Source organism: Streptomyces sp. NRRL S-350 (assembly GCF_000719705.1).
GTDB lineage: Bacteria > Actinomycetota > Actinomycetes > Streptomycetales > Streptomycetaceae > Kitasatospora.
Genome location: NZ_JOHO01000036.1, coordinates 1 through 12,356 on the forward strand (window position 1 = coordinate 1; position 12,356 = coordinate 12,356).

11 protein-coding genes and 2 pseudogenes are annotated in these 12,356 nt (G+C 73.9%); 7 read left to right on the top strand and 6 right to left on the bottom strand.

Features of this window, described 5'->3' with window-relative positions:
- Both IF30_RS0126700 and IF30_RS0126705 read right to left on the bottom strand, forming a co-directional pair.
- Window positions 1-489: pseudogene (locus tag IF30_RS0126700) on the bottom strand (hypothetical protein); the annotation flags it as partial.
- 1 nt (window position 490) lies between these two features.
- Window positions 491-1,255, bottom strand: a complete 765-nt coding sequence (locus IF30_RS0126705) for a hypothetical protein (RefSeq protein WP_158835503.1) — start codon at window positions 1,253-1,255, stop codon at window positions 491-493.
- Window positions 1,256-1,454: 199 nt separating this feature from the next.
- Here IF30_RS0126705 and IF30_RS48100 point away from each other — a divergent pair, with 199 nt between their 5' ends.
- The gene (locus IF30_RS48100) at window positions 1,455-1,625 is read left to right on the top strand and encodes a hypothetical protein (RefSeq protein ID WP_158835506.1); all 171 of its coding nucleotides are present in this window, start codon (window positions 1,455-1,457) and stop codon (window positions 1,623-1,625) included.
- Between the two features lie 149 nt (window positions 1,626-1,774).
- On the opposite strand, the gene IF30_RS0126715 is transcribed toward IF30_RS48100, so the two are convergent.
- From IF30_RS0126715 to IF30_RS0126725, 3 genes are all read right to left on the bottom strand, one after another.
- Window positions 1,775-2,419 carry a dihydrofolate reductase family protein gene (locus IF30_RS0126715; RefSeq protein ID WP_030243161.1) on the bottom strand — a complete coding sequence of 215 codons (645 nt, stop codon included), beginning with the start codon at window positions 2,417-2,419 and terminating at the stop codon, window positions 1,775-1,777.
- Window positions 2,420-2,554: 135 nt separating this feature from the next.
- Window positions 2,555-3,229 (bottom strand): hypothetical protein, encoded by a 675-nt coding sequence (locus tag IF30_RS0126720; protein WP_030243163.1) that lies wholly within the window; start codon window positions 3,227-3,229, stop codon window positions 2,555-2,557.
- 173 nt (window positions 3,230-3,402) lie between these two features.
- Window positions 3,403-3,879, bottom strand: coding sequence for a MarR family winged helix-turn-helix transcriptional regulator (locus IF30_RS0126725; protein WP_030243164.1), 477 nt, complete (start codon window positions 3,877-3,879; stop codon window positions 3,403-3,405).
- Between the two features lie 44 nt (window positions 3,880-3,923).
- Here IF30_RS0126725 and IF30_RS0126730 point away from each other — a divergent pair, with 44 nt between their 5' ends.
- From IF30_RS0126730 to IF30_RS0126750, 6 genes and pseudogenes are all read left to right on the top strand, one after another.
- Window positions 3,924-4,868 (top strand): alpha/beta hydrolase, encoded by a 945-nt coding sequence (locus IF30_RS0126730; RefSeq protein ID WP_051711229.1) that lies wholly within the window; start codon window positions 3,924-3,926, stop codon window positions 4,866-4,868.
- A 72-nt stretch (window positions 4,869-4,940) separates the two neighbouring features.
- Window positions 4,941-5,139: pseudogene (locus IF30_RS45615) on the top strand (dihydrofolate reductase family protein); the annotation flags it as partial.
- A 154-nt stretch (window positions 5,140-5,293) separates the two neighbouring features.
- Window positions 5,294-5,884, top strand: a complete 591-nt coding sequence (locus IF30_RS0126735; RefSeq protein WP_030243166.1) for a DinB family protein — start codon at window positions 5,294-5,296, stop codon at window positions 5,882-5,884.
- Between the two features lie 289 nt (window positions 5,885-6,173).
- Window positions 6,174-7,295: an SUKH-4 family immunity protein gene (locus IF30_RS0126740; RefSeq protein ID WP_158835509.1), complete on the top strand. Its 1,122-nt coding sequence runs from the start codon at window positions 6,174-6,176 to the stop codon at window positions 7,293-7,295.
- A 425-nt stretch (window positions 7,296-7,720) separates the two neighbouring features.
- Window positions 7,721-8,731, top strand: coding sequence for a DUF2332 domain-containing protein (locus IF30_RS0126745; protein ID WP_030243168.1), 1,011 nt, complete (start codon window positions 7,721-7,723; stop codon window positions 8,729-8,731).
- Between the two features lie 204 nt (window positions 8,732-8,935).
- A complete protein-coding gene (locus IF30_RS0126750; RefSeq protein WP_030243169.1) occupies window positions 8,936-9,694 on the top strand; it encodes a MerR family transcriptional regulator in 759 nt (252 codons plus the stop codon).
- 167 nt (window positions 9,695-9,861) lie between these two features.
- Here the strand turns inward: IF30_RS0126750 and IF30_RS0126755 are convergent, their stop codons facing one another.
- On the bottom strand, window positions 9,862-12,336 hold the full coding sequence (locus IF30_RS0126755) for an FtsX-like permease family protein (RefSeq protein WP_030243171.1): 2,475 nt from the start codon (window positions 12,334-12,336) through the stop codon (window positions 9,862-9,864).
- Window positions 12,337-12,356: the final 20 nt, after the last annotated feature.

Here is a 12,356-nt window from a genome sequence, read left to right on the forward strand (position 1 = left end):
GTCGGGGGTCGGGGCTACGGGGGTGGTGGCTGTGAGGGCGAGGGCTGCGGGGGCCTGGACGGTCACCGCGCCCGGGGCGGCATCCGGGACGGGCGGCTGCCCGAGGGCCTCCGCCACCGCCGTCCGGACCTTGGCGGCCAGTGCCTCCTCGCCGCCGAAGTAGCGGCCCGGACCCTTCACCGGGATCGCGCACAGGCCCGGGCGGACCACTTCCACCCGCGGCGTGAACGCCTCCACTGCCGCGACCACCGGTTCGAAGCGGCGGGCCTCCGCCTCCGGGTCACGGTCGCGCAGCTCCAGCTCCGGGCAGAGCCGCTGGGCCAGCTTGAGCCGCTGCCCCTGCCGCACCCCGGCCGCCCGGGCACCCGCCGAGCAGGCGAGGATCCGCCCGCCCTCGGTCACCGCCACCGGGTCGTCACCGGTGACGGCCACCACCGGCCAGTCCGGGCACCAGACCACCAGCACCCGGGGGGTTCGTTCCTCCGCCATCTCAGACCACCGCCGCGACGCGTGGTGCCGCCGGCTCCGCCACGGCCCGCGGCTGCTCCCGCAGCGGGCGCACCGTGCCGTGCTCGTCCGGCAGCCAGAGCCGGGCCGTCCGGCCGCGCGCCGCCGAACCGCGGCCCTCGGCCACCACCTCCACCTGCCGGCCGGTGAGCTGCCCGTGGCCGTCGCCCAGCCCGAACCAGCGCCCGGACCGCACTCCCAGCCGCAGCGCCGCGCCCGGCCACGGCCCGGCCACCAGCAGCACGCAGCCGCTGCGCCGCAGGACCGCCGCGAGCCGGGCGGCCAGCTTCGGCGGCACCGGGCCGTCCGGGCGCAGCATGATCAGTTCGACCGCGCCGGCAAGCACCGACACCACCTCGGCCCAGTGCGGCCCCGGGTCGTCCGCGACCAGCAGCCGCCGCAGGTCCAACCCGTACCCCTCGGCGGCGGCCAGCCCCAGGTCCGGCAGTCCGACCGCCGCGGCCCAGCCGCCCTCGGTCTCCCGGACCCCGGCGGCGAGCGCCAGCAGCAGCCCGGCGTCCCCACCGGCCACCGACACCGCGGTCCCCCGCCGCAGCCCGGCGTCCGGCAGCACCTCCCGCAGGGCGGGCGGCACCGGCAGCAGGCCCCGGGCCTCCGCCGGCCCGTCGGCCGGCTCCCACTGCTCCCGCCGTTCCCCCGGCAGGGCAGCCGGGAGCGCCACCGGTCGGAGCGCTGGGCGCGCGGGCGACTCGACGGTGGATTCGAAAACAGATTCGAAAGCGGGCACACCCCCAGGATCGAACATTCGTTCGCAAAGATTCAAGTCCGACTGGATAGCCCCACCCGTCACTCTCCGTGCTCTTCGCCCGTCCCGTCCCGCCTCGGCGAAGGCTGCGCAGTTCAGCGACCGGCCCCCACGTGGGACCACGTACTCACGGTCGCCGTCCCGGGGGGCGGCCGGTGCCGGGGCCCTGGCGACGGTGGCGGTGAACAGACCGACTGCGCCGGCCGGCGGCACCGGCACCCCGGCTCGCCCCGACGCGTTGCCGCCCCGCCTGGCCGGTGATGCGGAGGTCGTCGCGTTCTTCGCCTGGGCCGCGGACCTCGACGCGACGGGCCCGGCCGACAACGAGCTGTTCATGACGACGCGTTCGTGACGACGGGTGTTTGTGACGGCACGTTCGTGACGACGGGTGGTCGTGACGACGGGATGGGCCGTTGCGTTGCCGTGGCGCGTGGCGCGGCCCGCCCACCGGACGGTGGACGGGCCGCGTCCGAGGCAGACATTCCCGAGTGGGCCCTCGGGTCACTTCCGCCAGAACAGGTGGTGCGTCACGCCGCTCGGGCTGGGCACGACCTCCAGGTGGAACCGGTCGAGCAGCTCATCGGGCGACTCCCAGAGCCGTAGCCCGTGCCCGAGCTTCACCGGTGAGACCGCCACGTGCATGCTGTCGACGAGGTCGGCGTCGAGGAACTGCCGGATGGTGGTGACTCCGCCGCCGAGTCGGACGTCCTTGCCCTGTGCCGCCTCCCGCGCCTGTTCGAGGACCGTGGCCGGATCCCCGTCGACGAAGTGGAACGTGGTGTCGGAGAGCGCGAGCGAAGGACGCCTGTGGTGGGTCATGACGAACACCGGGGTACGGAACGGGGGTTCGTCACCCCACCAGCCGCGCCACTCGTGGTCGTGCCAGGGCCCGCGCTGGGGGCCGAACTTGTTGCGGCCCATGATCTCGGCACCGATGTTGCGTGCGTAGTCCCGCGTGAAGTAGTCGTCGAGACCCCGGCTCCCCCCGGGATCGGTGCGCATCGGCCAGCTCGCCGTGGCGCCGGCCCACGCGAACAGCCGCTCGGGCTCGACGTGGCCGAACGGCCTCTCCAAGCTCTGGTCCTCACCGGCACCGATGCCGTCACTCGAGACGTTGAAGTTCTGGACTCTCAGTAACTGAGCCACGTGCTCCTCCTGTGTTGTCGATGGCCGTGGTGAGACCCTCCCGGCCGGAACGCTCCTCCACGAACGTCCGCGGAGCGGCACCAGGCGGGGGCGGCTCCCCCGGACGGATCCGCCGAGCCGCCGCCGTCCGGTTCGTCAGAGCGGGTCGGTCGCCGCGAACTCCCCCGTCAGACCCGCCCGGGCCAGCGCCCGGACGAGGGCCGGCCGGTCCAACGGATCGTCGTAGCGGTTGGTCCGGGCCAACCGTTCCAGCAGCTTGTGCGGCTCCAGTCGGTACGCTTCCGCGTCGGCCAGGAGGCTGTCGGCGCTCGGCCCGTCGACGGCGCCGTCCAGGTGGGTCGCCAGTTCTGCCACCACCTCACTGCGGTCGATGAAGTAGCTCATGCCGCAGTCCAGGCCGTCGTCGCCGAGGTCGTCCGGGTACGGCGCCCGGGCCCAGGCGCCGTTCTCGTACCAGTAGACGCAGCCGACTTCGCGCCCTTCGAGTCCGTCCCGCAGTGCCTCGTAGGGCAACCAGTCCGGGCCGCCCGCCAGCATGTCGATCGCCGGCTCGTGCCACTGGACGTCGCCCGCCTCGTCCTCGCCGTAGAGCACGAACCGGCCGTCGCCTTCCTTGGACATGACCCACCAGGTGCAGCCGCAGTCGTCCCAGTGGAGGGCCTGGCCGTCGATCCACCGGCCGGTCCGGAAGCGCGGCGGGCGTTCCTCGTACTCGGTGGTCGCCTCGAGGGCGGCGAGCAGCGCCCAGCGCGCCCACAGTTCCTCGGCCGGCGGAAGGTCCTCCGGCAGTCCTGGCCGGTGAACGGTCATGTGTGCCCCCGTGCGTGCGTTCCGGTGCCGATCGCCGCAACGATACGGTCCGCCACTGACACTGCCCTCCGGCCCTCCGACCCTCCGACCCTTCTCCTCTTCGACCCTCCGACCCTTCGCCGCTTCGCGGCCGGCCCCTACCTCGCCCGTCCCGACCGGCTCGTGTCAACGCGTCAGCCCGTGGGCGTGCCGATCCGGTCGCGTTCGAGGGAAGAGCGCAGCTGCGAGAGGGCCTGCGCGGCGGCCGTCACGGAGGATGCCTGGAGGGCACCTGCGATCAGCTCGGTCAACTCCGTGGTGAAGGTGCCTTCCGCCGCCGCGAGCAACCGCAGGCCGTCGTCGGTCAGGGCCAGCAGCGACGACCGCCGGTCCGACGGATTCGGTCGGCGGGCCGCCCAGCCCTGCCGTTCCAGGCGGTCGACGCCCTTGCTGGCGGCTCCGATGCCGATGGCGAACTCCCCGGCCAGGTCCGCCACCCGGGCCCCGGGATGGTCGCGGAGGTACCGCAGGAGCTCGAACTGCGAGGTGACGATCCCGTGGCGCTCGCGAAGCCGGTCGTTGAGGGCGTTGTACAGACGCGTCTCACAGCGGACGAGGTCGGCGAAGAAGCCCGAGAGGTCGACGGGATCACCATCCATTTTATATGCCATGGCATATAGTGTAGTGGAATGCACTTACGGACAGGAGAACCCGCGTGAGCAAGGAACAGCGCACCCGGATCGACGCGATGCTGCGGCAGCCCTGGCCCGAAGGGCCTCAGCCGGTCGAAGCGATCCGGGCCGGATTCAAGGCGCTGATGGCGCAGATGATCGTCCCCGACGCCATACGCACCACGCAGACGACGCTGGGCGACCGACCCGCACTGCACGTCGAGCCGGACAACGGCCCGCGCGGCGGAACGATCCTGTACTTCCACGGCGGCGGCTGGGTGTTCGGCTCTCCCGAGACCGCGCTGTCACTGACCGGGAACCTCGTGGCCAGGACCGGCTTCAGGTCGTACTCGCTGGACTACCGGCTCGCCCCCGAGCACCCCTTCCCGGCCGCGATCGAAGACGCCCTGAGCGCCTACCGAGCCCTCCTCGACAGCGGCGAGGACCCTTCCACCATCGCGTTCGCCGGGGACTCCGCCGGCGGCGGCCTCACCGTCACCACCTGCCTCGCCGCCCGCGACGCCGGACTCCCGATGCCGGCCGCGATCGTGGCGTTCTCCCCCGGCCTGGACGCCACCCGGTCGGGCCGGAGCATGGACACCAAGGCCGGCATCGACCCGCTCTTCACCCGCGAGAGCCTGGAACACACCAGCGCCATGTACCTCGCCGGAGCCGACCCCCATCAGCCCATGCTCAGCCCGGCCCTCCTCGCCGACCCGATCGGCTTCCCGCCGATGCTCCTCCAGGCGGGCACCAACGAAGTGCTCCTCGACGACTCCACCCGCATGGCCGCCCGCGCCCGCGCGGCCGGAGTGGACGTGATCCTCGACATCACCGCCGACGTGCCCCACGTGTTCCAGTCCTTCGCCGGCGTCCTCGACGAGGCCGACCAGGCACTGGACCGCGCGGCCCTCTTCCTCACCCAACAGGTCCGCACCCCCGACACGCCTCGGCCGCACCGCCCCGCACCCCGGATCACCAGCCCCTGAGCGACCCGACCACCTCGAAGACCGTCTCGTCAGGAGTTCTCGGGCTCGCGGCCGTCCGGTCGCGCAGCCCGCGGCGGCGCCGCCCTGAACCACACCCTCTCGGACGCCGGCCCGATCGACCGCTACCACCTGCTCGCCCACCCGCTGCTGCTCGGCGCCGACAAGCGCCCGTTCAGCACCACGGACGAGGACGCGCAGCAGCCGAAGCCGGTCGAGACACGAGACCTACTCCAACAGCCGGCGGAAGCAGGTCGTCGGCGTGGTCCGCTGACACGCGTCCATGTCGACACGACTGACGCCACGTCAATCACCTCCAGGGGGTTCACCGGAGATCCGAGGGCCGCGTCACGGTGCCGCGTCACGGTGCTGCGTCACTGTGCCGGAAAACCGGTGTACAGACCTCGCGTGATCACCAGACTGGACCCGTGGCTGAGACCGATGACAAGACCGACCTGCGGATCTACCTCCAGGACGCCCGCGACGCCCTCCTCTGGAAACTCGACGGCCTCCCCGAGTACGACCTGCGCCGCCCCCTCACCCCGACCGGAACCAACCTGCTGGGCCTGGTCAAACACGTCACCGGAGCCGAGGCGCTGTACCTCGGCGAGACCTTCGGACGCCCCTTCCCGGAACCGACCCCGCTGTGGATCCTCGGCCAGGCCGAACCGAACGCCGACCTGTGGGCGCGGGCCGACGAGACCACCGAGGAGATCGTCGGGCGCTACCGGCGGGTCTGGGCCCACGCCGACGCCACCGTCGAAGCGCTGCCGCTGGACGCGACCGGCGAACTGCCGTTCGGCGACCGGCCGCGACAGACCCTGCACCGGGTCCTCGTCCACCTGATCGCCGAGACCCACCGCCACGTCGGCCACGCCGACCTGGTCCGCGAACTCGTCGACGGCGCCAGCGGCCAGCGACCCGACGGCGCCAACACCGCCGAAGGCGACGCGCACTGGTGGCAGGCCCACCGCGACCGCGTGGAGCAGGCGGCCCGGGAAGCCGGCGGACTCGTCTGACCGGCCGGGTCACTGCCGCCGCGGTGGGCGGAGGCGCGGTGGGCGGCGACGCGGTGGGCGGCGACGCGGTGGGTGGCGACGCGGTGGGTGGCGACGCGGTGGCTGGCGACGCGGTGGCTGGCGGCGAGAGCCGTGGGCGGCCGATGGCCCCGCCGGTCACGCGGCGGATACCGCAGGCGGGTACGCCCTCCCCCGCCCAGGCGGAAACCCGGCGTGGCGATGTCCGGCGATGCCGCTAGGGTCTGGGGGTCAGGGCCGGGGAAGGGTGGGGTACGTGGGGTGTGAGCAGGTGGCGGAATTGCCGAGTGCGGTGGTGCACGCCGGGAGCCGCGAGTTCCTGGCGCAGGAGGGGCTGCCCGCCTCCGGGGCGTTCCTGGAGTTCGGCGCTCTGCGGCCGTTCCCGGCGGACGCCGAGCGGCTCGTCGTCCTCGGGGAGACGGACTACTGCACGCCCTTCGCCGCCGTCGGCAACCTGGTGCTGCTCGACGGCACCACCGGCGAAGTCTTCCTGGACAACGGCGGCCCCCGACGGGACCTGCTGGCCTCCGACCTGACCGCGCTGGCCGGGCTGGTGCGGGAGGTCGAGGCGGTGGCCGGGGCGGCCCGGCTGCCGGCGTCCCTGGACGGTCGGCGCGGGCCGGCGGTGGTGGCCGAGGTGATGGCGGAAGCCGAACGGCGGATGCGGGCGATCGACCCCGGGCTGTTCGGGGACGGCACCGCGCCGCCGGCGCACTGGGGCACCGCCCTGCTGGTGCACGCACTGGGATGGGGTGCGCTGCCGGGCGGTCCCGGCGGGCCCGCCTACGACATCGGCCCGGAGCTGGTGGCAGAGCTCGCGGCACTGACGGACGAGGACGAGGGCCCCGGCCAGGTCCACCGCTTCCGGCCCGAGCACCTGCCCGCCGCCCTGCTCCACGAGCCGACCCGACGGCTGCTGACCGAGGTCGGGCTGCCGGTGGGCGGGGCCATGTTCGGAGTGTGCGACGAGCCGCTGGTCACCATGGGCGAGGCGTACCCGGAGTACTTCGACGGCGAGGAGGAACGCCCGTACCAGCGGGACTTCATCGCCCTCGGGGACTGGCCGACCGACCTCACGATCGCCCTCGACGGCGCCACCGGCCGGCTGGAGCTACCGGACTGGTACGACGACGGCCAGCCCGAGGCCTACCTGAACCGGGACCTCTCCGCGCTGCTCTACGCCCTCTGGACGTACGAGCGGCTGCGCGCCGAATGGGAGCGCTGGGACTACGGCCGGGGCCGGGACACCTGGGCGGTGTTCGACCCGCAGTCACTGCTGAGCGCGGTCGTGGACCAACTCGTCGAGGCCGTCGACCCGGAGGCGTTCGCCTCCCCCGGCTGCTCCTGGCGGCTCCTCGCCGAAGACGGGCACATGGGCGGTCTGCTCGGCTGACCCGGCCGGCAGGTCTTCTCGTTTGTCCGGTGGCCCGGCCGATGCTGGTGGACGTGCCGTCGATGCACACGCCGACCTACTCGGACAGCCTCTGCACCTTCATCGGCTTCCGACGCGTACGACCGAGCCGGCGTGTGGCACGAGCCGCGCCGTGGACCGTGGTGGTCGCACCACATCGCGCCGGGCACCTACCCGGCCGTCCGAACTCGTCGATCGTCGTGCAGGTGTCCTCGTCCTCCTGGTCACCGCCGACGACTGACGGAGGCGCATGGAGGCGCATGGAGGCGGACGGAGGCGGATGCTGCGTGGTCGGCAGATCCAACCACCGCCGACGCCCGGCGATGCCGGCGACACCGCGGGCATCGGGAACGCGGGGGCCGAGCGTAAGCTGTGCCGGTTTCGATCATCCGGGAGGACGTCAAGATATGCACAGCGATACGGGGGACCTCTACCGCGCGTTCGCGGAGCGGGAGGCTCGCGGCAACTCCGCGAGCTACCAGGACCTGGCCGAACGGGTCGCCGGGGACGAGCAGTTGCTCGCGATGTTGGACGGACTGCCGACCGCCAAGCGGCAGCCGAACCTGCTGTTCGGCGCCGTCCGACACCTGGGCGGGCCGGTGACGGCAGGCTGGCCGGCGTTCCGTGACTGGGTGGCGGGCCACTGGGACGAGACGTCGGCGACGATGCTGGTGCGGCGGACGCAGACCAACGAGGCGGGTCGCTGTGCCACCCTGCTGCCGCTGTTGGCGACGTTGCCGCAGCCGCTCGCGCTGATCGAAGTGGGCGCCTCGGCCGGGCTCTGCCTGTACCCGGACCGGTACCGCTACCGGTACCTGTCGGCGGACGGGGCGTCCGCCGTGGTCGCCGAGTTCGGGGCGGCGGCGAGCCCGGTGACGCTGGACTGCACGGTGAGCGGGCCGGTGCCGCTCCCGGCGTCGCTGCAGGAACGGCTGCCCGAGGTGGTGTGGCGGGCCGGGATCGACCTCAATCCGCTGGACGTCCGGGCCGAGGAGGACATGCGCTGGCTGGAGTCGCTGGTGTGGCCGGAGCAGACCCACCGGCTGGAGCGGCTGCGCGGCGCCGTCCGGGTCGCCCGGGCCGCCCCGCCGCTGCTGGTGCGCGGAGATCTCAACGAGACGGTGCGGGAGTTGGTGGCGCAGGCGCCGGCGGGGGCGACTCCGGTGGTGTTCCACAGCGCCGTCCTCGCCTATCTGCCGCCACAGGCGCGGGAGGAGTTCGCGGCGACCGTGCGCGAGTTGCCCGGGCACTGGATCTCCAACGAGGCGCTGCCCGTACTGCCGACCGTCACCCGGCGCCTCCCCCGGCCGGCCCCGGCCGGGTCGGGGCTGTTCGCCCTCGCCCTGGACGAACGGCCGGTGGCCTTCACCGGGCCGCACGGGCAGTCCCTGGACTGGTTCGGCACCGCCCTGGGCTGACCACGGGAAACCGGGGCTTGAAGCTGCCGCAGCGGCAGCCCCTACCGTCGTGTCCAGGGCCGGAGGAACCGGCCCTGGACCGACGAACGTACGGGCTCGGCGACCTCGGACCCAGGAGGGCTCCGGGACTCGGAAGGCCCGGAGACCCGGCGACTTCGGACTCGGAATCCGGGGACGCGGCGACTCGGAAACGAGGAGGTGGCCATGGTCTGGCCGATTGCGGACGTCGCCCGGATGTCCGGGGTGACTGCCCGGACCCTGCGGCACTACGACGAGATCGGGCTGCTGCCCCCGGCCTGGATCGGCTCCAACGGCCACCGCTACTACGAGGAGCGGCAGTTGCTGCAGCTGCAGCAGATCCTCGTGCTGCGGGCGCTGGGCGTGGGGCTGGCCGAGGTCGCCCGGATCCTGGGCGACCAGGTGGACGAGTTGGACGCCCTCCGGAGCCACCACCGGCGGCTGGTCTCGGAACGGGACCGGCTGGACGCCTTGGCGGACACCGTGTCCCGCACGATCGCGGACCTGGAACGATCCCGGAAGGACGGCACTCCCATGACCATCAACCGACCCGAGAACCTGTTCGACGGCATCCAGGCCGCCGACATCGACGAGAGCCTGCGCGACTTCCCCGAGCACGCCGAGGCGGCCCGGCGCGCGACCGCCGCGATGAGCCCGGCCGAGATCGAGGCCGGCCAGCGCGCACGGACCGAGCGCATGATCCGCCTGGCCGAGCTGCTGGCGGCCGGACACCCGGTGGACGCCGAGCCCGTGCAGAGCATGATCGACGAGGATTACCGCCTGCTCGGCACCATCCGGTCCGTCCCGACGGAGGAGTACCTGGCAATCGCACGCTCCTGCACGGAGAACGAGCAGTGGAACGCCGCGTACGAGGCCATCGCCCCGGGCCTGGCCGCGTACCAGCGTGCCGCCATGGAGGCGTACGCCGCGGCGCGGCTGACCTGACGGGCCCTCCGGCGGAGGGCCGTTTCCCTCCGCCGGGCAGCTCTTCTGACGGCTGCCCGGCGGAGGGGCCTTCTCCCCTCCGCCACACCCCGCCGCCGCACCCCGCCGCCGCACCCGCTGTCACACCCCGCCGCCACACCGCCGCCGCTCGCCGCCCCTCCCTGTCCTCACTCCGTCCGCAGTGCCGTGACCGTCCTGGTCCGGGCCGCCCAGATGGCGGGGAGCAGGGCGCCCAGCAGTGCCAGCACCAGGCCGCCGAGTATCAGCGGCCCCACCACCGCCGGGTCGAACACCCCGAGGTCCGCGGCGGGCACCCCCATCCCGGCAGCCCGGGCCATCGCGGGCATCACCTGGTGGTGCACGAGGATCCCGATCGGCACCCCGATCAGCCCGGCCGCCAGCCCGCTGCCGCAGACCGAGGTGAGCACCATGCCGACGGTCTGCCGGGGTGACATCCCGAGCGCCTTGAGCACCCCGAGGTCGTGCACCCGCTCCCGGGTGTCGAGCAGCACGGTGTTGAGCACCCCGAGCCCGGCGACCGCGGCAAGCAGCAGGGTGAGCGTCCCCGCCAGGGTGTTCATCGCCAACACCACGATGTTGATGTGCTGCTCGCCCGGCCCGGCACCCAGCCCCATCGATCGGACCACACCGTCGAGCGCGTCGGCGTACGCCCTCGCGTCGGTGCCCGGGGTGAGGTCGATGCGGAAGGCGATCGCCTCGGCGGCGACCGTGCCACCGAGCGGCGCCAGCGTGGCCCGGTCCACGAACACGAAGTCGCCGGTGGTCAGGACCTCGCCGGTGATCCTCGCCGGCACGCTGCGCCCGTGGTCGGTGAGGGTCACGGTGTCACCGACCTTCGCCTGGTTGGCGCGGAGGTAGGTGGAGCCGGCCACGACCTCGCCGGGGCCGCGGAACCACCGGCCGGAGACCAGCTGGTACCCGCCCCAGGAGGCGTCGCCGCTGAACGCGACCACCTCGGAGCGCCCGGTGTTGCCGGCCACGGCCACCGGCGTCGGGACGCTGCTGTACCAGGCCCGGGTGCCCGGGCGGCCCTCGATCGCCTTGGCCACCGCCGCCTCGTCCAGGTGGTCGGCGGGTTCGGCGGGGCCGTCCAGCGGGGCCTGGACCACGACCTGGCCGCCGTGCCCCGCCTCCAGGCCGTCCTGGAGCAGGCCGAGCGAGAGCGTCAGGCCGACGCAGAGGGTGACTCCGGCGGTGCCGAGCACCACGGCGGCCGCCGTGGTCGCCGAACGGCCGGGCCGGTTGAGCGGGCTCGCCAGTCCGAGGCTCAGCGCGCGCGGCACCGGCAGTCGGCCGAGCGCGTTGTGCAGCCTCGCCAGGAGACCGGTCGCCCCGATCCGGCCCGGGGTGCCCGCGGTGCCTCGGGCAGTGCCCCGGGTGGCGCCTCGGGCAGGGCCTCGGACAGTGCCTCGGGTGGCGCCTCGGGCAGGGCCTCGGGGATCCGCCCGCTTCGTGTCCGGTGCCGTCCGGCCGATCGCGAGCGCCTCCACCGTGCGCAGCCGCCCGGCCCGCAGCGCGGGCGCCAGCGCGGTGCCCGTCACGGCGGCCAGGGCAACCGCCGGGACGGCGAGGTCCACCCAGAGCGGGATGCCCAGCAGGCCGCCGCGCAGGGCTTTGTGGGCCAGGCCGAGGACCGGTACGGAGAGCAGGTTGCCGCCGAGCGCTCCCAGCGCCGTGCCGATCCCGGCCGGGATCAGCGCCTGCCCGACGTAGGCGCGCGCCACCTGCGCCGGGGTGAAGCCGAGGGCCTTGAGGATGCCGATCCGGCGGGTGGCGGCGGTGACCGCGCCGCTGACCACGACGCCGATGATCAGCACCGACATGGCGAGGCCGAGCAGCCCGAAGGCCGCGACGAACGGGACGAAGGTCGAGGCCGTCCGGTCGGCCTCCGCCTGGGCGGGCCGGTAGGAGGTCGCCCTGGTGAGGGCGCCGGCCGGCACCGCGGCGGCGATCGCGGCGCGGTCGGCCGCCACCTCGGCGTCGGTGCCGGCCCGTGCGAAGCGGTAGAGGTACTGGGCGGCGGGGGTCGTGCCGGGCGCGGTGAGCCCGGCGACCTGCTCGGGGGCGACCCAGCCGTCCGCGCTCCAGGACACCGAGGCGGCCAGGCCCACGACCCTGAGCGTCGGCTGCCCGGGCAGATCCGGGAACCGCATGCTGTCGCCGACGGCGAGCGGGGAGTGGCCGTCCAGGAACACCACCTCGCCGGGGCCCTCCACCCAGCGGCCCATGGTGATCCGCAGGCCGTCCATCGGGCCGTCCTTCGCCCGGCCGACCAGCGTCGCCGGCGGGAGCAGCGTGCCGGGCGGCGGGAGCGTGGTGTCCGCGCCCGAGCGCGGCTGCACGGTGACCGCCGGGTAGGGGCCGGCCGAGGCCGTCACACCGGGTGCGTGACCTGCCGCGGCCAGCTGGGCGGGGCTCGCCTTGGCCGGGTCGTACAGCACGCTGAGGTGCGCGCCGCGCTGGTCGGCGAAGGAGCGCTGGTACGGGCCCTGGGCGGCGACCAGCAGCCCGACCGCGAGGATGCACGCCGTCACGGACATCATCGTGGTGAGCACCATGACCAGGGTCTGCACCCGCCTGCGGCCCACTCCGGCCCGGACCACCTTGCCGAGCGCGCTCATGCCTCCACCGCCGTTCGCCC